General features: G+C 63.6%; 22 protein-coding genes and 1 tRNA gene. 10 read left to right on the plus strand and 13 right to left on the minus strand.

Annotated elements, in window-relative coordinates:
- Window positions 1-135 precede the first annotated feature (135 nt).
- Window positions 136-723, minus strand: coding sequence for a formyltransferase family protein (locus IVB28_RS15180; RefSeq protein ID WP_247527227.1), 588 nt, complete (start codon window positions 721-723; stop codon window positions 136-138).
- Between the two features lie 190 nt (window positions 724-913).
- Here IVB28_RS15180 and IVB28_RS15185 point away from each other — a divergent pair, with 190 nt between their 5' ends.
- From IVB28_RS15185 to IVB28_RS15195, 3 genes are all read left to right on the plus strand, one after another.
- Complete coding sequence (locus IVB28_RS15185) at window positions 914-1198, plus strand: hypothetical protein (protein ID WP_247527228.1); 285 nt, start codon at window positions 914-916, stop codon at window positions 1196-1198.
- A 403-nt stretch (window positions 1199-1601) separates the two neighbouring features.
- Window positions 1602-1820, plus strand: coding sequence for a hypothetical protein (locus IVB28_RS15190; protein ID WP_247527229.1), 219 nt, complete (start codon window positions 1602-1604; stop codon window positions 1818-1820).
- Window positions 1821-1977: 157 nt separating this feature from the next.
- Window positions 1978-2400, plus strand: a complete 423-nt coding sequence (locus IVB28_RS15195; protein ID WP_247527231.1) for a hypothetical protein — start codon at window positions 1978-1980, stop codon at window positions 2398-2400.
- Window positions 2401-2427: 27 nt separating this feature from the next.
- On the opposite strand, the gene IVB28_RS15200 is transcribed toward IVB28_RS15195, so the two are convergent.
- Together IVB28_RS15200 and IVB28_RS15205 are read right to left on the minus strand one after the other, a co-directional pair.
- A complete protein-coding gene (locus IVB28_RS15200; protein WP_247527233.1) occupies window positions 2428-2730 on the minus strand; it encodes a hypothetical protein in 303 nt (100 codons plus the stop codon).
- A 144-nt stretch (window positions 2731-2874) separates the two neighbouring features.
- Window positions 2875-3102 (minus strand): hypothetical protein, encoded by a 228-nt coding sequence (locus tag IVB28_RS15205; RefSeq protein WP_247527235.1) that lies wholly within the window; start codon window positions 3100-3102, stop codon window positions 2875-2877.
- Between the two features lie 261 nt (window positions 3103-3363).
- Here IVB28_RS15205 and IVB28_RS15210 point away from each other — a divergent pair, with 261 nt between their 5' ends.
- Entirely contained in the window at window positions 3364-4449 is a 1086-nt protein-coding gene (locus IVB28_RS15210) for an AI-2E family transporter (RefSeq protein ID WP_247527237.1), read from the plus strand.
- Window positions 4450-4587: 138 nt separating this feature from the next.
- Window positions 4588-4980 carry an NUDIX hydrolase gene (locus tag IVB28_RS15215; protein ID WP_247527238.1) on the plus strand — a complete coding sequence of 131 codons (393 nt, stop codon included), beginning with the start codon at window positions 4588-4590 and terminating at the stop codon, window positions 4978-4980.
- A gap of 1 nt (window position 4981) precedes the next feature.
- Here IVB28_RS15215 and IVB28_RS15220 read toward each other — a convergent pair whose 3' ends face one another.
- A complete protein-coding gene (locus IVB28_RS15220; protein ID WP_247527240.1) occupies window positions 4982-5266 on the minus strand; it encodes a Zn-ribbon domain-containing protein in 285 nt (94 codons plus the stop codon).
- 167 nt (window positions 5267-5433) lie between these two features.
- Window positions 5434-5673 carry a hypothetical protein gene (locus IVB28_RS15225; RefSeq protein WP_247527242.1) on the minus strand — a complete coding sequence of 80 codons (240 nt, stop codon included), beginning with the start codon at window positions 5671-5673 and terminating at the stop codon, window positions 5434-5436.
- Between the two features lie 790 nt (window positions 5674-6463).
- Between IVB28_RS15225 and IVB28_RS15230 the strand changes: the two genes are divergently transcribed.
- Window positions 6464-9568, plus strand: a complete 3105-nt coding sequence (locus tag IVB28_RS15230) for a DEAD/DEAH box helicase (protein ID WP_247528553.1) — start codon at window positions 6464-6466, stop codon at window positions 9566-9568.
- A 283-nt stretch (window positions 9569-9851) separates the two neighbouring features.
- Complete coding sequence (locus IVB28_RS15235; RefSeq protein ID WP_247527244.1) at window positions 9852-10514, plus strand: hypothetical protein; 663 nt, start codon at window positions 9852-9854, stop codon at window positions 10512-10514.
- A gap of 156 nt (window positions 10515-10670) precedes the next feature.
- On the opposite strand, the gene IVB28_RS15240 is transcribed toward IVB28_RS15235, so the two are convergent.
- Window positions 10671-10913, minus strand: a complete 243-nt coding sequence (locus tag IVB28_RS15240; RefSeq protein WP_247527245.1) for a hypothetical protein — start codon at window positions 10911-10913, stop codon at window positions 10671-10673.
- Between the two features lie 214 nt (window positions 10914-11127).
- Between IVB28_RS15240 and IVB28_RS15245 the strand changes: the two genes are divergently transcribed.
- The gene (locus tag IVB28_RS15245) at window positions 11128-11298 is read left to right on the plus strand and encodes a hypothetical protein (protein ID WP_247527246.1); all 171 of its coding nucleotides are present in this window, start codon (window positions 11128-11130) and stop codon (window positions 11296-11298) included.
- Between the two features lie 188 nt (window positions 11299-11486).
- Here IVB28_RS15245 and IVB28_RS15250 read toward each other — a convergent pair whose 3' ends face one another.
- Complete coding sequence (locus tag IVB28_RS15250; RefSeq protein ID WP_247527247.1) at window positions 11487-11657, minus strand: hypothetical protein; 171 nt, start codon at window positions 11655-11657, stop codon at window positions 11487-11489.
- A 715-nt stretch (window positions 11658-12372) separates the two neighbouring features.
- Between IVB28_RS15250 and IVB28_RS15255 the strand changes: the two genes are divergently transcribed.
- Both IVB28_RS15255 and IVB28_RS15260 read left to right on the plus strand, forming a co-directional pair.
- Window positions 12373-13137 carry an outer membrane beta-barrel protein gene (locus IVB28_RS15255; RefSeq protein WP_247527248.1) on the plus strand — a complete coding sequence of 255 codons (765 nt, stop codon included), beginning with the start codon at window positions 12373-12375 and terminating at the stop codon, window positions 13135-13137.
- A gap of 240 nt (window positions 13138-13377) precedes the next feature.
- A complete protein-coding gene (locus tag IVB28_RS15260) occupies window positions 13378-13908 on the plus strand; it encodes an outer membrane beta-barrel protein (RefSeq protein WP_247527249.1) in 531 nt (176 codons plus the stop codon).
- Between the two features lie 217 nt (window positions 13909-14125).
- On the opposite strand, the gene IVB28_RS15265 is transcribed toward IVB28_RS15260, so the two are convergent.
- From IVB28_RS15265 to IVB28_RS15290, 6 genes are all read right to left on the minus strand, one after another.
- Window positions 14126-14488, minus strand: coding sequence for a hypothetical protein (locus IVB28_RS15265; RefSeq protein ID WP_247527250.1), 363 nt, complete (start codon window positions 14486-14488; stop codon window positions 14126-14128).
- Window positions 14489-14742: 254 nt separating this feature from the next.
- Window positions 14743-14967, minus strand: coding sequence for a hypothetical protein (locus tag IVB28_RS15270; protein ID WP_247527251.1), 225 nt, complete (start codon window positions 14965-14967; stop codon window positions 14743-14745).
- 80 nt (window positions 14968-15047) lie between these two features.
- Window positions 15048-15230, minus strand: coding sequence for a hypothetical protein (locus tag IVB28_RS15275; RefSeq protein ID WP_247527253.1), 183 nt, complete (start codon window positions 15228-15230; stop codon window positions 15048-15050).
- 1215 nt (window positions 15231-16445) lie between these two features.
- Window positions 16446-16521: transfer RNA gene (locus tag IVB28_RS15280), tRNA-Lys, on the minus strand.
- 430 nt (window positions 16522-16951) lie between these two features.
- Window positions 16952-19621, minus strand: a complete 2670-nt coding sequence (locus tag IVB28_RS15285; protein WP_247527255.1) for a glycosyltransferase — start codon at window positions 19619-19621, stop codon at window positions 16952-16954.
- 216 nt (window positions 19622-19837) lie between these two features.
- Window positions 19838-20428: a beta-1-3, beta-1-6-glucan biosynthesis protein gene (locus IVB28_RS15290; protein WP_247527257.1), complete on the minus strand. Its 591-nt coding sequence runs from the start codon at window positions 20426-20428 to the stop codon at window positions 19838-19840.
- Window positions 20429-20718 lie beyond the last annotated feature (290 nt).

Raw genomic sequence — 20718 nt, forward strand, 5'->3', positions numbered from 1 at the left:
TGTGACGGAAATTTGGTGCAACGCCAAATCCAAAATTGTTCCTGCTGGAACAATGGTTTATTTGCGTTTCCGGTGCCAGTTTTCGAAGCAGAATCAATGCGGCTTCACGTTAAGGGTAAACGTCAGAGAGGGCCTTCAGGACAGGCTCGGCGCGGAGGTCGCGAACTGCTCGTCCTGAGGCTTGGCGGGCAGCGCTTTGTGAACCTTGGCGTAGTCGATCACGTCGGCCAGTAATTTGAGGCCGAGCGGCGCCAGCGCGCGTTCCCAGAGCTCGCGCGCCGTCTCGCCCTTCTTGACGAAGCACCAGTCCTGGGCGGCGATGGCGCCGGCGTCCATGCGGTCGGCGAGGTGGTAGATCGTGCCGCCGGCGATCGGATCCCCTTCCTTGATGGTCCATTCCACGGCGGCCTTGCCGCGATGGCGCGGCAGCAGCGAGGGGTGATAACCGATGCCGCCGAGCTTGGCGGCGGCGAGCGCGTCCTTGCCGATCCGGGCGTGGCTGTGCGCCGTGATGATCAGATCGGTATCGGGGGCAATCTCGGAGGCCACCACCAACTTCGGATCGGCCTGCACCACGACCTCGATGCCGGCCGCCGCGGCGGTCGCAGCGAGGCGATCCTCGGCATCGGCCACCACGACCCGAGCGATCGAGACGCTGTGCTCCCGGAGCATGTTCAGGGTGGTCACGCCGAAATGGCGGGAGCCGACGAGGGTAATGCGCATGGGGTCCGATCCGGTCTCGCAACTGCGTCATCCCCCGATAACACGTCCCGATGCCCTGTCACCACCCGCTCAGCGTTTGCGTGGGTTATCAACAATGCGCCGAGGCGGCGGGCGCGATGAACGTCGTGATTGCGCTGCCCGCCGTTCCGGTGCTTCCATGGGGGCATTGCACCGGTTCGGGAGCGAGCGCATGCGATGCGCCTGGTTTTTCCTTTTCGCGACCCTGCTCGCCACCATTCCGGCCCAAGCGGGCGGGCCATACCCGGCCGTGCCGCCCGAAACCGGGATCGCGCCATTCGTGGGGCCGAGCTGGAATACCTATCGCTGCGCCCGAGGGCCGGTGACCAATTTCTATCACCGTGCCTATTACGGCGAAGAGCCGCCGGCGCTCTATCGCGGCTACGCTTACCGGCCGTATTACCGTTACGGCGCCTATCGCAGATGGCCGCGCACCTACTTCTGCGTCACCGACTAAAGCGCGATGCGATTAGGATGAATCGCCATCGCGCTTTAGGTTGTTGTTTAAGCATGATCTTTTCGGAAAACCGCTACGCACTTTTCCGGATCATGCTTTAGCCGTTGCCGCGCCGCCACGGTCGGACGGCACGCGGACGAACGCTGGTTCCTGTGTCTGGTTTAACAGAGACAACCTTGGTCGGCTGATAGGCGTGCGCCGACCGGGGCTGGCTGCATTTCAACCCGCATCGGTTTTTGAACCCGGCCTTTTCATGCCGCGCATCAATCATCGAATGGTAACACGATCTCAACCAGCCTGGCGTATCGACGAATCCGTCGCGGATTTGTATTGCGTACCGCGACACCGAAATGTCCCGCCGGCGTGGGTGCGCCGCGCGGGCGTTTTCGCCGGGACAGATTTCATGCCGAGCGCCATTGAGCAGATCGTCGACAGCTATGTGCGGCTGAAGAACCGCCGCGGGCTCGACGAGCTGATGATGCACAGGCAGCGGCTCGCGGTCGATCTGAAGAGCAAGTCCGGCTATGATTTCAGCCTGCCGATCGGCCAGATCGACGAGGAGATCGCGGTCATCGAGGCAGGCCTCAGCCGGCTCAAGGCAGAGAATTCCACGACGATCTAGCGGGCTGCGAGGCCAGCTCTTGCGAGGATGGGACGGCGTATCGTCGCAGTCCGAGACCGGTTCATGCAGGGTTCAGGCCGGGCATGGCTCAATCCTTGGGTCGTTTCGTGGGACACGAATCCTGCTAGGCTTGTCCCCGTGATTTGGAGGAGACGTCATGATCGAGCTTGCGCTGGCTGGCCTGCTTGCATTTGCCACCGTGCCTGCGGCTTCGCCGGAGCCCATGGTGGAGCAGGTCCAGTTCAGAGGTGGTCCGGGCGGACAATGTCCGCACGGCTATGATTTCAACCACTCGAACGGCCGCTGCTACCCCAACGACTATCATTCGCCCGGCGTGTATACGCGGGATCCCGGGCCGGGCGAATACGGACGACGCGGCGGCCTGTGCCCGCACGGTTACGACTACAATTACTCGACCGGCAGCTGCTATCCGAATAGTGCGCATGCTCCCGGCGCCTACGGGCGTCCCGAACAATACGGACGTCGCGGCGGCCTCTGCCCCGATGGCTACGATTACAATTATTCGCAGGGACGGTGCTATCCGAACGGCGCACGCGGGCCCGGAATGTACGGGCGTTAACCGATCACCGCGCCGGGGCGGGCGCGCTCAGTCGCGCCGGCCGCCGTCGATCACCGTGAACAGCGGCCGAGCCGGGGTCGGCTCGACCAGCAATTCGTCCACCAGTGCGGTCGCCGCATCGACATATTTGCGCGTCGGCTTGTCGAGCTGGCGCTTGGCCTCGTCGTCGAGCGCGATCTTTGCGGCTTCGACCAGCTTGCGCATGCGCACCGCATGGTCGTCGCCCGCCGTCAGCGTGGCGCGCGCCAGTGAGCGCAGCACGAACAGCTCGCCCTCGAGGCGGAGCAGGCGGTCGTTGAGCCTGGTAAGGACGGCGTTGAGGTCGGCCATAATTGCTGTTCGCGCGAAGGATTCCGTCCTGATCTAGCGGCGATCGGTGAACGGACTCCAAACGGCGCCGGTGCAATTGCGCCGATCCCCGGTCGGTCTCGCATCACCGGGGGCGTGACCAGAGGTGCGCGCGTCGTGGACACCCTACCATTCGACGTCTGCCCAGCGCCTCCCGAACACGGGCGGCCTCGTCTTCACGGCTTGCCAGCCGAAGAAATGATGTTTCCCGGACCAGGCGTGCACCACACTGCTGCAGACGCTGCATTTGAAGATGCCGGTGTGGGACTCGCTGTGCTCCTCCCTGGTCGCGGTGTAGTTCATGCCGCAACCCGCACAGGTGAATTGTTCGATCGTCCAGATGGTGTTGGCCATTGCGCCGAATGCTTTTTGGTGACTTCGATCCACGGTAGCCACGGGCGTTTGCAGCGGCGTAAACCGGCGCGGGGAAATCCGGTTAACGGGCGTTAGCCACGCCCGGCCGAGTTGCGGGCCCGTCGCAGAATGCCGAATGGTCCGAAGTGCTCCTAATCTTGGCCCCGAGCAGTTCCAGTCGTCTTGACGCCGGATGCGTTGCTGGCAATAACGGCTAGGCCTCGCAAGCACCGAAGTTGCGTTCATGCCGCAAGGAAAGCAGTGCCCGTGAAAAGTCTCCGTCAGCTCCTGACCGGAGAGGACGTCATCCAGCTCGTGATCCGGCTCGGCCTGCTCGCCCTGTTGATTATCTGGACCTTCCTGATCATCCGCCCGTTTGTGCCGATCCTGGCTTGGAGCGGCGTGCTCGCCGTTGCGTTCTATCCAGTCTTCAGCTGGGTCGCCAAGGTCCTCGGCGGCCGGCCCAAGACCGCCGCAGTGATCCTGACCTTGATAACGCTCGGCATCGTCATTGGCCCGGCCACTTGGCTCGGCATCAGCGCGGTGGACGGCGTGCGCGAGCTGGCGCATCAGCTCGGCACCGGCGATCTGGCGCTTCAGGGAGCGCCCGAGCAGCTGAAGACGTGGCCGCTCGTCGGCCCCTGGCTCTACGAGCTCTGGGACCAGGCCTACACCAACATCCGCACCGTGGTGCGCGAGGTGGCGCCATATCTCCAGCCGCTGGCGGGCCCGCTGCTTTCGCTCGCGGGCGATGCCGGCGTCGGCACGCTCCAGTTTCTGGTCTCGGTGTTCGTGGCGGGCTTTCTATTTCCGCATGGGCCGAGGCTGGTCGCCGCCGGCCGCGGCTTCCTGTTTCGCATCGTGCCCGAGCAGACCGAGCATTTCCTGTCGCTTGCGGGCGCGACCATTCGCGCCGTGGCCCAGGGTGTGATCGGCGTTGCGATCGTGCAGGCACTGCTCGCCGGCATCGGCTTCAAGCTCGCGACGGTACCGAGCGCTGGCCTTCTCGCCTTCATCGTGCTGCTGCTCTCGATCGTGCAGATCGGCGCCTTCCTCGTGCTGCTGCCCGTCATCATCTGGATCTGGACCGCCAAGGACGTCACCACGGCGCTGCTGCTCACCGTGTTCCTCGTCCTGGTCGGCTTCATCGACACCATGTTGAAGCCGCTCGTCATGGGGCGCGGCCTGACCACGCCGACCATCGTAATCTTCGTCGGCGTGATCGGCGGCACGCTCGCCCACGGCATTGTCGGCCTGTTCATCGGACCGATCATCCTGTCGGTGGCGTGGGAGATGATGATGGCCTGGATCAGGACGGAGGATCGGGCAGGGGCGGGCGAGGGCTGATCTCGCCTCGAGGGGCGCGATCTGCCGGCGAGGTCTCGCCAAGTGCCGGCGGCGCGGCCTGTGATCAAAGTCTCTCGCAACTTGTCTGTTCCACTAGACAAGTTACGATTGGGACGATTCTGTTCAGTGGCGGCAGCAATGGCGAAGTCTTCCAAGCTGGTTGCCGCGCGGCGCGGCAAAGTATTGTTGGTCAGACGTCGGTCGGACGGCCTGTGGATGTTCCCGGGCGGCCGCAAGCGTGCGCGCGAGTCCGAAAAGGATTGCCTGCGCCGGGAGATCAGGGAGGAGCTGCCCAAGCTGAAGCTCGGCAGGATCAGCCTCTGGAAGGAAGTGAAGGCGAGGAACAAGCGCTCCGGCCGCAGGATGAGCGACGCGATCTTCATTGCCAAGACGGCCAAGGGCAGGCTGGCGATCGGCGACAAGAAGGAGATCGACCGCGCCGCCTGGCAGAAACCACGCGGCATCCGTCTGACGGCGACCTCGCGCTACATCCGCGACCGCCTGTTTCCGAGGAAGCAGAAGCGCAGGTGAGCTAGTCCTCACGTTCCGCCGATCGCGTCCGTCCAGCGAACGATCTCGATCGTGCCCCGCGCTGCTCCGGAGCAGCCAGTCTTGCCGCATCCGCCTCCCGCATCTCCTTGCGGGCCTTGCGCGCATTGCGCATCGCGCGCTTGATGAAGGGATGTTGGGAGTCCTCGGCGAAGAACAGCACCACTTCGCAGCCCGGACATTGCCTGGAATAGCCGTCTTGCAACCGCCCGGCGCGATCGCGAAACACGTTCTTGCACCGCGTGCACTGAATCTGGACTGAACTCATGCGCGGACAACAATGACTTTTGGAAATGGATGGTCAGCTGACCCCAAATGTCTGAAGAAAGCTTGAATGTCTTCGCCGCTGGGTGTCCCAGATCGCGCGCGGCCAAGCGCCATTGGCCGGCCGCGGCAGGCGGCGGAAGATGCCGGCCGGAAACAGGCTGTCGGCCGTTATCGCTTGGCCGCCATCGCGTCCAGACATTGGTTCAGAAAGGCGGTGCGATCCCTGGGCAGCACCTTCTCGAGATCCGCCTTCAGCGCGCATTCGCGCTGGCGCAGCTGCTCGGCCCGGCGCTTCTCCGCCGCCTCGCGGTATTCGGGAGCAACCTTGTTGGGATCGACCAGCGGCTGTGAGCGGGCGGGACCGCTCGCAAGCAGCGCGAGGGCGGCGATGACAATAAACGATTTCAAATCAGCCTCCGTAAAAGGGGCATCGTAGCGCGCGGCGCGTCCGCACTCAAACCGGGGAGGATGCGGTATTCCGCTCCGGGCGGATGGGCAGACGGAATGTGCCGGCGGATATTGGGCCGGCACGGTTGGAACGACCGTGCGTGGCAGGCGTCGAATCCGGGCTCCCGACCCGTCCCCAAGCCCCCCAAGCCCGGGCCGCGAGAAAACCTTCCCCACAAAGGTTGGCGACCTCGGTCCCCCGAGGTCGTTTGTCTATTGCGAGGCGTGTGAACCAGTTCACAAGCGCGCCTCGACTTCGCTGCTATGAAGATGTCATTGCTTAGCCGATTCATTTTGAACGAAGCGCCCCAGCGTGGCTCCAAGCGCTGGGGCTTTTTCGTGACTGCCTTTGCGCAGAACGTTTAAAGTCGCGCCAAGCGTCGCATCGACGACAGACGCAATCCCCCGCCGCGTTAGTTCCGGCCGAAGCGCGATCAACGGCGAAGATTGTCGGGATCGCAGCGCCGCGCCGAACGTTGCCACGAGGGGTGCGTTCGCGGGGCAAATCCCATATGCAGGGCTAGAAGTCGCCGAATCGAAAACGAAGGCGGCTGGCGTTCAGTTGACGACGGTTTACGACCAGAAACGGATCCAAGTGAGGCTTACCAAAAAGGCGCGGGTGGCCAAGACGCTGCCGAAGAAGCCGCTCCCGAAGAAGACGCCGCCGAAAAAGGCGTTGCGAAGCAAGACCTCGCCGATGAAGAGCAAGGTGGCGCAGCGCGCCACGATCTCGTCTTCCTCGCCGCTTGGCGTGCTAGCTCTCCATCTGCTTGCTCAATGGAAACAATCTGGACGCAGCGGCATCGTTTTTCTCGCCGAGAGCGAGAACAGGGCGGAGCGGCTCGGCAGCGTCATTCACGCGCTCGACTCCTCCTGTGAAGTCCTGGTCTTTCCGCGATTGAACACCCTGCCGTTCGATCAGCTGGAGCCGTCGCACGAACTCGCAGGACGCAGGGCCTCCGTCCTGAGGCGCCTCGCAAAATCCAAGAAGCCGCTCTTCCTCGTTTCGACGGCGGAAGCCGTGATGGAGCGCCTGCCGCCGCCGGCGAGCCTGTCGCGCCTGAGCCTCAGCTTGAAGGTGGGCGGCACGTTCTCAGAGCGCGACCTCGAGGCGCGCCTCGAAGCCCTCGGATACGATCTGGAGGACGAGCCGGACTATCCGGGCGGGGCGCTGTTCCACGGCCAGACCTTCGAGATATTCCCTGCGGGCGCGCTGGGGCCGTTCCGGATCGAACATTCGGATCGCGCGATCAAGCGGATCGTGGCGTTCGATCCGAACGAGCACAGGATCATCTTCGAGACCAAGGAGCTTCTCGTCGATCCGATGTCGGAGCGGCTTGGCCTTGCCGGCAAAGGCAGCAAGCGCGCGAGCCTGTTCGACTATTGCGGGCGCGCCAAATGGATGGCCGATGCGGGTGTCCCGGTGCACGCCGAAGGCTGGCTCGATACGATCGAGGAGGCCGCGCCGCGTGCCGAGCGTGAGCGCGAATATCTCGGACGGCGCGACTGGAAGCAGCTCTCCAAGGGCATGAAGGTGCTGCCGCGCGCTTCGTCCTTCCAGAGGATCCCGGAGTTTTCCAAGCTGACATCCGCCAGGAAGGCGCTGCGTGGTTACGTCGAGGAGACACGCCGGGCCGGATCGCGACTGATCCTGGCCGCGGCGCAGGAGGACGATCTGCGCGTGATGGAGCGGATGAGCGGCCTCAAGGCGCAGCGCTGCGAAGATTGGGACGAGGCGACGCGCGCGCGGAGCGGCGAGGCGGCGCTGCTGGCCGATCTCGATGCGGGGTTCGTCCTGCCGGGGAAAAAGGCTCTGGTCGTGGTGACGGCTTCCGACGTGCTCGGCAGCCGGGCGCATCATCCGCAGCCGATGGCGCGCGCCTGGAGCGCGGCCTTCGAGCATGCCGACGTCCCCGAGCAGGGCACGGTGGTCATCCATCTCCAGCGCGGCCTCGGCGTGCTCGACGGCTTGCAGACCGTGAACACGGGCGGCGGCGCGCTGCGCGAGATGATCCGCCTGAAATTCGCGGGCGACGACGCGGTGCTGGTGCCGCCGCCTGATCTTGCCTTGATGTGGCCTTACGCGGCCGAACTCGGCAAGCTGACGCTCGACAAGGCGGATGGCAGCACGTGGTGGGCTCGCCGCGGCGAGGCCGAGCGCGAAATCCAGGCGGCTGGCAAGGCGCTGGCCAAGCACATCAGCCAGCGCCGCCGGCGGCGCGGCGAAAAGCTGGTTCCGCCGGGGTCGGCCTACGAGAAGTTCGTCGCGCGTTTCCCTTATTTCACCACCAGCGACCAGGCCAAGGCGATCGCCGACGTGCTCGACGATCTCGCATCAGGTCGTCCCATGGACCGGGTGATCTGCGGCGACGTCGGCTTCGGCAAGACCGAGGTGGCGCTGCGCGCGGCGGCTGCCGCGGTGCTGTCCGGCAAGCAGGTGGCGATCGCGGTGCCGACGACGGTGCTGGCCCGCCAGCATGTCGCGACGTTCAAGAAGCGCTTTGCGCCGTTCGGCATCGAGGTCGGTAATTTGTCGCGCGCGACTTCGGGCGCGCAGTTGCGCGAGACCAGGGAGGGCCTGCGCAGCGGCCGGATCAAGGTCGTGATCGGCACCCAGGCGCTCACGGGCAAGGACGTGAGGTTTGACGATCTCGGCCTCGTCATCATCGACGAGGAGCAGCATTTTGGCGCAGCCGAGAAGGCCAAGCTCGCCGGCCTCGCCAAGAACGTCCACGTGCTGATGATGAGCGCGACGCCGATCCCGCGCACGCTCGCGGCCGGCCTTGCCGGCTTCCGCGACCTCAGCGTGATCGCATCGCCCCCGGTGCACCGGCTGCCGGTCGCGACCCGGATCGCGCCGCTGTCGGATGCGGCGATTGCCACCGCGCTCCTGCGCGAGCAGCGCCGTCACGGCCAGAGCTTCCTGATCTGCCCGCGCATCCAGGATCTCGATCCGATGCTGGCGCGGGTGCAGGCGGTGGCGCCTGACTTACGCATCGTCTGCCTGCACGGCCGATTGGCGGCGGACGAGATCGACGACCGCATGATGAGCTTCGTCGAGGGCAGGGCCGACGTCCTGCTCGCGACCAACATCGTCGAGAGCGGCCTCGACATCCCCCGTGCGAACACCATCGTGGTCTGCTGGCCGGAGAAGTTCGGCCTCGCCCAGCTGCACCAGCTGCGCGGGCGCGTCGGCCGCGGCGGCATCCGCGCCTTCGCCCATCTCTTGACCGAGTCGGCGTCCGGACAATCCGAGAAGCGGCTGGCCGTGCTCGAAGAGTTCAGCCGGCCCGGTGCCGGCTTTGCCATCAGCGAGCGCGACCTGGATCTGCGGGGCGCGGGCGATTTGTTTTCGGAGCTGCAATCCGGCCACGTCCAGGTGTTCGGGCCCGTGCTCTACAGCCACCTGCTGAAAATGGCTTCGGAGAAGCTCGACGAGGGGCAGGCGGTGTGGGTGCCGGACCTGAACCTGCCGGTCGCGGACATGCTGCCCGAGACCTACGTGCAGTCCGAGCCGGTGCGTCTTGAATTCTATGCGCGCGCCGCACGATGCACCGATGAGGACGACCTCGAAGACCTCGAAGAGGAAACATCCCGCCGCTTCGGACCCTTGCCCAAGGGCGCGCGCGACTTCTTCGCCGCAGCCAGGATCAGGCTTGAATGCAAGCGACGCGGCATCGTCCGCCTCGACGTCGGTCCTGAAGCTGCGGCCGCGACGTTCCTCCCCGGACGCTTGCGGAAGTCGCGGGGCAAGTCACTGCAACGCCACGGCGATCGCGTGGTCTATCACGCCAAGATGCAGGACGCGCCGTTCGAGCGGGTGGAAGAGCTGTTCGAACTGCTGGACGAGGGTTAGGAGCGCATCAAAAGCCGCGAAAACAACCCCATGCACAGTAGCTAAGTGGCGCTGGCACAAGGTCTTTTGAAACCGGCGGGAGGGCGCGTTCGTGCCTCTGCTCTTCGCTTCCCCCGTAATCGGCCGGGGTGGCCCGGCCCGTCGGCCGGCCACGTCGCTAACGTGGAATTAATCCGAAAAGCCCACAATTTTAGTCAGTTGTGTATGGGTGCTGCGTAAAGGGTACGTCGCGAGGGCGTTCCAGGGGCGGCTTCCTATTGCTCGCTCATTGGGGTCAACGCAAATGACCGCGACTTTCGAAACGGCAAGCTTCGCCGAAGAGCTCGACGCTACAGCGCTTGCAGCTGCCGCAGCAGCGCACGAACCTGCAGCCCCGGAAGCTCCGGTCTCGAGCAAGAGATCCAGCCGGAAATCGGTCCTGGCATTCTCGGTGTGCGCTCTGGCCATCAACGGCGCAGCGGCGATCTACACCTCGCCGTCCGATTTTTCGTCGCTGAATGTCGGCCGCCTGGCTGAACTGCTTCCGCGCCTGGAAGCGTCCGTGCCAAAGCCGGATCCGGTTGTCGCTGCCTTGAAGGAGATTCAGGCGGCCCAACAGCAACACACCGCCTTGCTGCAGCAGAATAACCAGGCGTCGGAGCAGAACTCAGCTCTGTTGCAGCAGGATTCAACGGTGCTGCTGTCCCTGCGCCAGAGCGTCACGGACGAACGGGTCGACGTGAGGAAGATATCTTCGCAGCTGTCGACGTTGATCGCCAAGGTCGACTCGCTGCAAAACACTGTGGTGTCGGATGTCACGTCGTCCGTCCGAAGAGCGCATGCGCGCTATGGACTGTCCGCAGCGATGCGCAAACGGCTGGTTCGGGAGCCGAAGCCCCTGGGGCCTGTTTCGATTGGCGGCGCTCCGCTGAGCGTGCCGGCTGCGATGGCAGCCCCGGAGAGCTAAAGCATGATCCGGAAAAGTGCGCAGCGGTTTTCCGAAGAGATCATGCTTAAACAACAACCTAAGCGCGATGGCGGTTCTTCCTAATCGCATCGCGCTTTAGTGCGTAGCGCGTAGGATGGGTAGAGCGCTCGCGAAACCCATCCTACGAGCGTCCGGTCACTTCAAGGCGTGATCGATCTTGTGCCCCAAATGCCCGGTGTCGTGATCGCGGCGCAACTGGCTTAGTGACGTCTCGTTCAGCTGGGTCAGGACTTCGCTGAGCGGCGTCGCATCGGGATAGCCGGCGGCGAAACCCTTTCCGTAGATCTTGCGCAATGTGCCGACCAGCGTGTTGCCGTGCTTCTTGCCGATCCCGCCGTCCTTGTCGCGGTGGCGGCCATCCAGGCCCTGTTCCTTCATGTCTCTCTCCCGTGCGGCGTCTTGAGCGCCTGGAGGGAGCCTGCTCCCAAACGGGTTGACTGGCAATCTCATCGCGCGCGGCAGTCGAGGCCCGGCTTGCGCCACGGCAAGAGCCCGCGCTTCTCCTCTCCGTGATTGTGAAGCCCCGACAGATGTGGCGAACCGACCGGCGCGTCAGATGACAGCGGGCGATTGCTCCATTGGAGTTGATGCGATGCGCTCTCTTGTCGCCATGGATCTGTTGCTGGTGCTGTGCAGCTCCGCAACCGCCGCAGCGGTGCATCACGCCCGCGCACGCCATCCTGCCGCGGAGCGGCCCCGGGCGAACGCGACGCCGCCGGCGCGCTTCGCCGTCACCGTGACGAAGCAACACAGCGCTGGCTGAACAACGCCTCGTCAAACGTCGGGCGAGGGGGATAGCGGCGGGACTAAAGCATGATCCGGAAAAGTGCGCAGCGGTTTTCCGAAAAGATCATGCTTAAACAACAACCTAAAGCGCGATGGCGATTTATCCTAACCGCATCGCGCTTTAGGCGCCGGTGTTCGCTCGAATTGCGCCGTAGGCTGGAGCGGCTAGGCGGCCTGCTCTTCAAACGAGGTGTAGACCCTGCCATTGGGATCAACGACCCGAACGTCCCAGCAGCCGTCCCTGATCAGCTCTCTGGCCTTCTTGAGGGCGGCGGCGAGTGACAGCCGCTTCAGGCTGACGACGCCTGCCGTGTCGAAACCGTTGATTTCAAACATGCAGCTCCTCCGGTTTTGGTGAATCCTACACGTTTCCGGCGGGTTGTCAGCGGGTTTTTGGGGGGAGGGCTCCTGGAGCCGCCGCAGATGCCAGGCAATAGCAGGGTGCGGAAGTTGGGTGCACCTGGTCGTTGACGCGCGATCACGCCAATTCAGGCTTCAATCCAGCGGGATGGTGTCCACCCGCAGACAGGGACGGCACTGGTAGGCATGCACTGCGGGAAGCGTGAAGATTCCTGGCAGCGTGGCCAAAAACGTCATCGGCCGTCTGCACCTGGTGCAGATCAGAACCGGCGGACTGTCTTTCGCTACGCAAATCATCGCCAACACGCCCTGAGGGGGGAGGGCACAATAGGCGCCTGCAGCCCGCAGTTCATCTCAGGGCGACTACTGGACTCTATCGGAATTTGGCGTTTTGCGAAGAAGGAGCGGTTGAGGATCGCTCCGACAACAGACCACGGATCGCGGTGGCGCTGATCGCACGAGTGATGGGTTCGCGAGGGCTCAACCGGTCCTAAAGTGCGCCTTGCCCTTGCGGTGGGAAGATCACGCTCCAAGCCGAAAGCGCCCGAGGACGGGTTAGTCCCAGACGCGGCGCTGCAGGCATAGCTGCGTCTGTGAGGTGTTGCAGCCCGGCACTATGCGGCCCCGCCATCAACTCCGTAAAACGACGGGACATTGAAAGCACGTTCACCGACGTTATTGGGGTATTCACATGAGAACAAAGATTGCTGCTGCCGCTATTCTTCTCGCTTCGACAAGCCTGAGCTTCGCCGCAGACATGGCCACCAAAGCCCCTCTGATGGCTCCGGCCGCAGTTTGGAGCTGGACCGGCTTTTATCTTGGCGGCCACGTGGGCGCCGGCTGGGGTACAACGGAAGCCACTTTGACCGGCCTCACGGGAGGCGGCGGTCTGATCCCGGGTGGCTTTCCGATCGACCAGAACAGCCGGAGCGGGTTTCTCGGAGGTGGCCAGATCGGCTACAATTGGCAGTCCGGATGGGCCGTATTCGGCGTCCAGGGTGACATCGCCGGAATGGACGTGAAGGGCACGACGCCATGCCTCTTCGTTGCCAGCTGCACCGGCAAGAGCGATTGGCTCGCAACTGTCACGGGCCGGTTCGGTGGCGTCGTGGCTGAACGTACGCTGGTTTATGTGAAGGGCGGTGCTGCATGGCTGCACACCAACCATACCTTCAGCGCGGGTGCCGGATTGGGACCGGCAGCGTTTTCGGTTAGCTCGGACAGCACGTCTTTCGGTTGGCTGCTCGGTCTTGGTGCAGAATACGCATTCGACCATAACTGGAGCGCATTCATCGAATACGACTACATGGACTTCGACAAGAAGAGCGTCGCGTTTGATTTCTCTCCGCTCGCCGGCGTACCCGCCGTTGCAAACGTCGACATCAAGAACAAGCTTTCCATCGCGAAGGTCGGCCTGAACTACAAGTTCGGCGGCCCCGTTGGGGGACGGTACTGATCTGCAAGCTTCTATGTTCCAGTCAACTGAGCCCGGCCGCTGTGCCGGGCTTTTTCTTTGGAAAGTCCCGGGATCACGGCAGGACCGTCCTAGGCTGCGCAACGCCGCGCAAGATGAGGATCGCGTTCGGCACCGCCCAAGGTTTATCGGCGCGGACGCCGGGTTCGCTGCGGGTCGCAAGGAAGCTTCACCCCCAAGGAAACCTCACCAGGCCGGCACGAGATCGCTCAGCCAGTCGGGATGAGCGGGTTTCTCGGAGGTGGCCAGATCGGCTACAATTGGCAGTCCGGATGGGCCGTATTCGGCGTCCAGGGTGACATCGCCGGAATGGACGTGAAGGGCACGACGCCATGCCTCTTCGTTGCCAGCTGCACCGGCAAGAGCGATTGGCTCGCAACTGTCACGGGCCGGTTCGGTGGCGTCGTGGCTGAACGTACGCTGGTTTATGTGAAGGGCGGTGCTGCATGGCTGCACACCAACCATACCTTCAGCGCGGGTGCCGGATTGGGACCGGCAGCGTTTTCGGTTAGCTCGGACAGCACGTCTTTCGGTTGGCTGCTCGGTCTTGGTGCAGAATACGCATTCGACCATAACTGGAGCGCATTCATCGAATACGACTACATGGACTTCGACAAGAAGAGCGTCGCGTTTGATTTCTCTCCGCTCGCCGGCGTACCCGCCGTTGCAAACGTCGACATCAAGAACAAGCTTTCCATCGCGAAGGTCGGCCTGAACTACAAGTTCGGCGGCCCCGTTGGGGGACGGTACTGATCTGCAAGCTTCTATGTTCCAGTCAACTGAGCCCGGCCGCTGTGCCGGGCTTTTTCTTTGGAAAGTCCCGGGATCACGGCAGGACCGTCCTAGGCTGCGCAACGCCGCGCAAGATGAGGATCGCGTTCGGCACCGCCCAAGGTTTATCGGCGCGGACGCCGGGTTCGCTGCGGGTCGCAAGGAAGCTTCACCCCCAAGGAAACCTCACCGCAATGCGTCAAGCGGCTCCGCGCAGAGGGAGCGCCAGTTGCAGGCCAAACGGGCGGGAGCTGTTGGCCTGAACGAATGCCTCCAGCGCGGGTGAGAGGTCGAGCCCTTCAAGTGCGGCCAGGTCTGCCAGCGCGTCCGCAATGTCCTCGGTGGCATCTCGCGACCAGCCCTCGATGGCATTGAAGGCAACGATCCTGACTGGATAGGCATACTGGCCTGAGAGCAAATCCCGCAGCACCGTCTTGAGGTCGGTATCCTGCTCGTCCGTCTCGCGCCACGAGCAGCCAGCGCGGGCCCCGAAGTCTTCGAGAACCAGGTAAATCTCCCGGTCGAGGCGATCCAACGGTACGATCGACGGCGCATGACCCATGACGCAACTCCTACTCGGAGGAGCAATCGCCCGCCTGAAGGCTTTGTTCCGCCCGAACCGGGGCGGCGGCTTGAGAAATGGCTGCTGCTCGACCGGGCGAGGCTGCAAATAGTAGGAACGATGCGGATCAGCGACGCTTGTTCTTCATGCGTTCAGACGCATGAGGCTACCGTAGCGTAGTCCGAAGCGGCCTCAGCCCTGGGTCCTGCCACCTTGGCCTGGGGCCGTTTCTTTGGGCTGCGGGCCTTGCGGGTTTATTCGCCCGCTCGCAGACCTTGCGCTGTCGGCTCGTAGCGCTGGCCGTGCTGTTCGAGCCAGCCGCCTTCGACCATTTTCCGCGCCAGAGACATCGTGCATACCGGCTGACTGCCGCCGGGGTGGTAGAGTCCGTCTCCGCGCTGGATCAGGTAGCCGTAGACGCGAGCCAGTCGCAGCGGCTTGATCATGCCGGGAAAGAGAAGGATAGATTTGTTGCTCATTGCCCGATCCCGAACACGTCGGGAGGGCTGATCGTTCCTGGAATCTTTGTCGCAGCCGCATCGCCGATCGCCCGGGCGACCTACGGCTTGTCCTCAGTCCAGGTCTGCTCCCCGCACTCGCACTTGAACATACGGACCGTGCGGCCGGTGAGAGAGTCCAGCATGAACCGAACCTGCGCCGGCTTCTTGCCGCATGCATTGCAGCTCCGGATCGGGTTCGGCTCGAATTTCGAAAAGACTTCGTTCTTGAAATCGCGGTCCACGGCACGGCCTCGCCATTGAGCGACTCGGTAAGTATCAAAGTGCACACTTGTTCCAATCGGCGAAACCGTCAACGGCTTAGTCACTGCTTCCTTGGTTATCGACATCGACGAGAGCGAGGACAGTCCGGCCGATTGAAGTCCGGCCTGACCTCCGCGCCTTGTTGCTACAGGCGGCGCAGACGCAGGCTCGTGTCGGGCGGCCACGGACAACTCGCAAATTTGGCGAACGCCGGCGCACTTCATCTCAGGGGGCTACTGGGGAATACGCGCAGGACACTATCAACCATGGAGAGATGCTTGTCGGAATCTTGGCGCTGCCTGATGCCGGTGCTGCCCTTGGCTGCATCTGGCGAACGGCCTGGCATTTGAGCTGGCCGAAGCCATCAAGGCTAGAAGCGCACGGCAACGCGCGTGATCCCGGCGCAGATGCTCGCCTGAACCAACAAACCATAATTGAGCCGCCGGGCATACAATACCTTGTCCCGGCGGCTTGATAGTGCGTCCAGCCCCGGGAGGGGATTAGCAAAAATCCCGGATACCCATGAGTATGGACGTGGAGTGTGAAAGTTCAGTGCGCTTCTGAAAATAAAGCCCGCCGGTTCACGCTGGCGGGCTGCTACGATCCAAGAGCGATTGAGAGTCCTCTGCGCAGCGTTGGTTGATAGCGATGCCGACGGGGCGCCACTATTCTTCTTGTAGTGATTGGAGTCCGCAGAATGACTAGGCCGATCTTAGTTGCTTCCGTTGCTCTGGTTCTAGTGGGCGGCTCTGTACAGGCCCAGCAGGGCGCGCCTCGCAACCCTCAAAAATTGGAAAGATGCCAGCAGCTCGCTAGCGAGCGTGGGTTTTCGAGTGCAAGCGGAAGAGCAAAGGGACAAGGAAACGCGAAGCGAGAGTTTGTGATCGCCTGCATGCACGGGAAGCAAAGCTGAGCGAGCGGTTCTAGGACCATCTACGGGCGTCCCGCCGGTTCACGCCAGCAGGCCAAGTTTCGCCTAGTAGAAGCCTCGCGGGGACGAACATCCCGGCGGCGCTTCCCAGCGCTCGCTCCAGCAAATCAAACGAGCAGCACGGCAGTGATGCGCACTTCATCCGCGAACGCAACCAACAGCGCCCGGGCGATCACTCGCGTTCTCCAGTGTGCATGTCGTGTGCACATGGTTCTTGAAGTTGAGGGAAGGAGCGCAAAGCCGGATCTAAGTAATCAATTTTGCTTGGTGAGCGCGCTGGGGCTCGAACCCAGGACCCCGTGATTAAAAGTCACGTGCTCTACCGGCTGAGCTACGCGCTCCCATGGCCGCTGATGGCATGAAGAGATCGCCATCGTGTTCGGACATTCGAGAAGCATGTCTTGCCGCTACGCTAAAGGGCGTCGCGAGGAAAAACCGGCTGTTTCCGGATCATGCTCTCGGCCTGCGCTGTGTAGGGGCAGTGGCTGCGCAGGTCAATAGTCGGGGGCGCTGCCAAAACTCTCGGCAGGAGCGGGGATTCGTTCGCCCTGTCCACGGCTTAGGCCGGAATTCTCAACTCGATTGGCGGGTCGTCATCCACGCTGAACCGCAGGAGGTTGCGGTAAGAGTTCGGCCTGCATGGTTCGAAACGCCCGCTTTGCGGGCTCCTCACCATGAGGGTCGGACAATCTCGCGGCAGATCCCGACCTCATCCTAATGGCCCGCCGTGGGCGGGCGTCTCGAAGGATGGGCGCAGGTGGGCTCGCCTTGTCAGTTCGTCTCCTGCCGAACCTCGTTCGGCACGGCTTGCGGCGTGCCACCCGGATGGGGCAGCGCGACCGGGCGCAGGCCGATCAGCTCGGCGGTACGGATGGCGCTGTCGCGCCAGAATTGGAACGAGTTGATGCGGCTGAGCTCGAGGATGGCGATGGCGACGGCGGCCAGGAACGGCAGGCTTTGCAGCACCAGCACGCCGGCGAAGATGTAGATCTCGGTGATCTGACGGAAGCTGTTGGAGGCGATCAGCACGCCGGCACCGATCAGCAGCAGAGCGCCGATCACGGCTTCCCAGAAAGCCTGGAACTCGATCGACATCCTGGATAGGCCGCCCTTGGAGGTGCGGGCGAAGGCGATGTGCTCGGTGATGAGGCCCTGCGCCACCGCGCGCGACACCGTCCACTGCACGCTCATCGCCGCGATCATGGCGCCCAGCATCTGGCCGGGCTTGATCGCAACACGGGCGCGGTACATTGAAAGGAAGTGCGCCAGCGAGATGATGAAGGCGCCGATGATCGGCAGCGTCAAAATCTTGTCGGGGATGGCGATGTCGGCGAAGGCGACGATCGGCACCCACACGAGGTTGAGCAGCGCCACCACGACGCCGAGGCTTTCGGCGCCGAGCCAGTTCAGCCAGCCGAGGCCATATTCGCGCTTCTGGTCGGCCGTCAGCCGGCTCGCGCCCGGCAGGAAGCGGCGCCAGTGCTTCTTCACGATCTGCAGGCCGCCATAGGCCCAGCGGTGACGCTGCTTCTTGAAAGCCTCATAGGTGTCGGGGAGCAGGCCCTGGCCGTAGCGGTGGTTGGTGTAGTGCGTCGTCCAGCCGAGCTGCTGGATCGAAAGGCCGAGATCGCTGTCCTCGCAGATCGTGTCGGACGACCAGCCGCCGGCCATATCCATCGCGGCGCGGCGGATCAGGCACATCGTGCCGTGCACGATGATGGCGTTGGTCTCGTTGCGCTGGACCATGCCGATGTCGAAGAAGCCGGCATATTCGCCGTTCATGATGTAGTGCATGATCGACAAATCGCCGTCGCGGTGCTCCTGCGGCGCCTGCACGAGGCCAACGCGCGGATCGGCGAAGGCCGGCACGAGATCGCTCAGCCAGTCGGGATCGACGACATAGTCGGCATCGAGGATGCCGATGATCTCGGCGTCGGCCGCGGTGCGGTCCATCGCGATGCGCAGTGCGCCGGCCTTGAAGCCCTGCACCTTCTCGGCGTTGATGAACTTGAAGCGTTCACCGAGCGCGCGGCAATGGTCCTGGATCGGCTGCCAGAACGCGGGATCCGGGGTGTTGTTGATGATGACGACGCATTCGTAGTTCGGATAGTTCAGCCGCGATAGCGCATCCAGCGTCTGCTTGAGCATGTCGACCGGCTCGAAGTAGGCGGGGATGTGGATCGAGACTTTCGGATAGTAATTCTCGGGAACGTTCTCGATGGGCTTGTGCTTCGTGATCAGCCGCTGCGGGGGCCGGCCGAACGCGACTGCTGCGATCTCCTCGATGCGCGCCATCGCAATGAGGACAAGAGGAACGAGCAGGATCATGCCGAGCGTCAGCGCGAAGGCCGAGCCGAAAATGAAATAATGGCTGTTCCAGAACGCGAACACGACCGCGGTCCAGGCGCCGACGCCGTTGGCGGCCGCCGACAGCAGGAACGCCTGCTTCGCGGTCGGTTTTTCAAGCCGCAGGATCGGCAGGGATAGCAGGATGCCGACCAGCAGTGCGATGCCCATCAGCTTCCAATAGTCGGGGTTCTCGACCGGGCCGGTCCAGGCGAATTTCGGCTCGCGGCTGGCGTTGAGGATGCCCCAATAGGGACCGACGCCGCCTTCGAAGAACTTCCACGGCTGATCGATAGCTTCGACGATGTTGTATTCCATGCCGATGGCTTCGGCGCGGCTGACGAAGTTGCGCAGAATCAGGGCCTGCTGGAATGGACCCGGATCGGCGTTGCGCAGATTGTAGCCCTGGCTGGGCCAGCCGAACTCGGCGATCACGATGCGCTTGCCGGGAAACAAATTGCGCAAGAGGTTGTAGCGGTCGACGGCCTGGTCGACGGCCTGGTCCGAGCGGAAGTTTTCCCAATAGGGCAGCACGTGCGCGGCGATGAAATCGACGCTGGATCCGAGCTCGGGATTGTCGCGCCAGATGTTCCAGATCTCGCCGGTCGTGACCGGCACGCGGACCGAGCCCTTGACCTTCTTGATCATGTCGATGAGGTCTTCAACCTTCTGCTCGCCGCGGTAGATCACCTCATTGCCGACGACCACGCCGACGACGTTGCTGTTCTTGCGGGCGAGCTCGATGGCGGCCTTGATCTCGCGCTCGTTGCGATCCTTGTCCTTGTCGATCCAGGCGCCGACGGTGACCTTGAGGCCGAACTCGGCCGCGATCGGCGGCACCAGTTCCACACCTCCCGTGGACGAATAGAGACGGATCGCGCGCGTCATGGTCGACAGCGTCTTGAGGTCGGCGCGGATTTTCTCGACGGTCGGGATGTTGTCGATGTCAGGGTGGGCCGAGCCCTCGAACGGCGCGTAGGAGACGCTCGGCAGCAGACCTTTAAAGTCGGGCGCGGCTTCCTTGTCGCGCAAGAGTCCCCACAGGCCGCCGTGAAGCGCGGACACAAGCAACAGAACGGCGGCGACAACGCGCATCGCGGCTAAACCAAAAGGGGCTGAGGGGGCAGGGAAGCGGATCCGACCCCGAGATCCGACCAAGTCCGCGGCAAATGGAGCATACCTCTGCCGCGCGGTTTCTCAACTGTCATGGCCTCATGTCCTTCTGAGGGCATGGCCTTTTCTGGAAGACGCGTGGCAGTGCCAACCGCGTCTATGGCCGACCGTTCCTGAACGACGGCTGAAACGATCGCGCTATTTCGGGGGCGCCGGCGACGGGCTTGCCGCAGGCGTGGGGCTGGCGGCCGGCTGCGGCTGCGCATTGCCGGCGGTCGGCGCGGCCGGCTGCGAGGCGCTCGCCGCCGCCTGCTGCGGCTGGGAGGCCGGATTAATCCAGCAAACGTGCACACGGCTATCCAGAGTCTCGGCGACCTTGGGATCGATCTGGCCGCCAAAGCGGGTTAGGCAGCGGAAGGCGGCCTGGATGTGGCCGCCGGGGCAGCCGAAACGGTCGTAGAGGTCGAGATGGCGGAACGCGGTATCGAGATCATCCCGCCACATCAGCCGCACCACGCGCCGGCCGAGCCAGACGCATTCGGGGTTGCCGGCCGGGCCGTTGATGACCTGGGCCGCTTCGGCGAACTCGTCGGTGCGGCGCTGGTTCTGGGCGGCATCCTTGGCGGCGTCGGCGGGCTGGGCGGCGGCCTTGCCCTGGTCCGGGGCGGGCGTGCCGCTCTGCGCGGAGGCGCCACCGAGACCTGCGAGAACGAGAAGGCAGGAGACGGCCAACGTGGCGGCGAACTGCCGCAGGACCGCATTTCGTGACTCGAACACCCGTTGCCGCATGAATTCCCCAATGTATCCGCTGGCCGTCCGCGTCAGGATCCCGCGGACGCGACGGTGATGGCGTCCAAATGGGTCTCCAATGCGGCGGAAAAGTCTTTCGGAGTCCATGACCTGTATTTTGAATTTTGTCCAGCAAAGTCACGACGCTAGGCCCCGGTCCAACAGCCGCAGCCGGTTTCCTTTGGGGCAAGAGCGGATACAAGGAGCGGATCCTCTCCGGCGCCCCCCTTGGCAGACGGCGTGCAAGCAGGTAATCGACGGACCCTTCGCGGAGGACGGAACCGATTTCT

It is taken from the genome of Bradyrhizobium sp. 199, assembly GCF_023073355.1.
Lineage (GTDB): Bacteria > Pseudomonadota > Alphaproteobacteria > Rhizobiales > Xanthobacteraceae > Bradyrhizobium.

What these genes read in the sequence shown, in the direction of transcription:
- IVB28_RS15180 (WP_247527227.1), bottom strand. Translation starts at nt 723, where the DNA reads ATGCGCATTACCCTCGTCGGCTCCCGCCATTTCGGCGTGACCACCCTG.
- IVB28_RS15185 (WP_247527228.1), top strand. Translation starts at nt 914, where the DNA reads ATGCGATGCGCCTGGTTTTTCCTTTTCGCGACCCTGCTCGCCACCATT.
- IVB28_RS15190 (WP_247527229.1), top strand. Translation starts at nt 1,602, where the DNA reads ATGCCGAGCGCCATTGAGCAGATCGTCGACAGCTATGTGCGGCTGAAG.
- IVB28_RS15195 (WP_247527231.1), top strand. Translation starts at nt 1,978, where the DNA reads ATGATCGAGCTTGCGCTGGCTGGCCTGCTTGCATTTGCCACCGTGCCT.
- IVB28_RS15200 (WP_247527233.1), bottom strand. Translation starts at nt 2,730, where the DNA reads ATGGCCGACCTCAACGCCGTCCTTACCAGGCTCAACGACCGCCTGCTC.
- IVB28_RS15205 (WP_247527235.1), bottom strand. Translation starts at nt 3,102, where the DNA reads ATGGCCAACACCATCTGGACGATCGAACAATTCACCTGTGCGGGTTGC.
- IVB28_RS15215 (WP_247527238.1), top strand. Translation starts at nt 4,588, where the DNA reads ATGGCGAAGTCTTCCAAGCTGGTTGCCGCGCGGCGCGGCAAAGTATTG.
- IVB28_RS15220 (WP_247527240.1), bottom strand. Translation starts at nt 5,266, where the DNA reads ATGAGTTCAGTCCAGATTCAGTGCACGCGGTGCAAGAACGTGTTTCGC.
- IVB28_RS15235 (WP_247527244.1), top strand. Translation starts at nt 9,852, where the DNA reads ATGACCGCGACTTTCGAAACGGCAAGCTTCGCCGAAGAGCTCGACGCT.
- IVB28_RS15240 (WP_247527245.1), bottom strand. Translation starts at nt 10,913, where the DNA reads ATGAAGGAACAGGGCCTGGATGGCCGCCACCGCGACAAGGACGGCGGG.
- IVB28_RS15245 (WP_247527246.1), top strand. Translation starts at nt 11,128, where the DNA reads ATGCGCTCTCTTGTCGCCATGGATCTGTTGCTGGTGCTGTGCAGCTCC.
- IVB28_RS15250 (WP_247527247.1), bottom strand. Translation starts at nt 11,657, where the DNA reads ATGTTTGAAATCAACGGTTTCGACACGGCAGGCGTCGTCAGCCTGAAG.
- IVB28_RS15255 (WP_247527248.1), top strand. Translation starts at nt 12,373, where the DNA reads ATGAGAACAAAGATTGCTGCTGCCGCTATTCTTCTCGCTTCGACAAGC.
- IVB28_RS15260 (WP_247527249.1), top strand. Translation starts at nt 13,378, where the DNA reads ATGAGCGGGTTTCTCGGAGGTGGCCAGATCGGCTACAATTGGCAGTCC.
- IVB28_RS15265 (WP_247527250.1), bottom strand. Translation starts at nt 14,488, where the DNA reads ATGGGTCATGCGCCGTCGATCGTACCGTTGGATCGCCTCGACCGGGAG.
- IVB28_RS15270 (WP_247527251.1), bottom strand. Translation starts at nt 14,967, where the DNA reads ATGAGCAACAAATCTATCCTTCTCTTTCCCGGCATGATCAAGCCGCTG.
- IVB28_RS15285 (WP_247527255.1), bottom strand. Translation starts at nt 19,621, where the DNA reads ATGCGCGTTGTCGCCGCCGTTCTGTTGCTTGTGTCCGCGCTTCACGGC.
- IVB28_RS15290 (WP_247527257.1), bottom strand. Translation starts at nt 20,428, where the DNA reads ATGCGGCAACGGGTGTTCGAGTCACGAAATGCGGTCCTGCGGCAGTTC.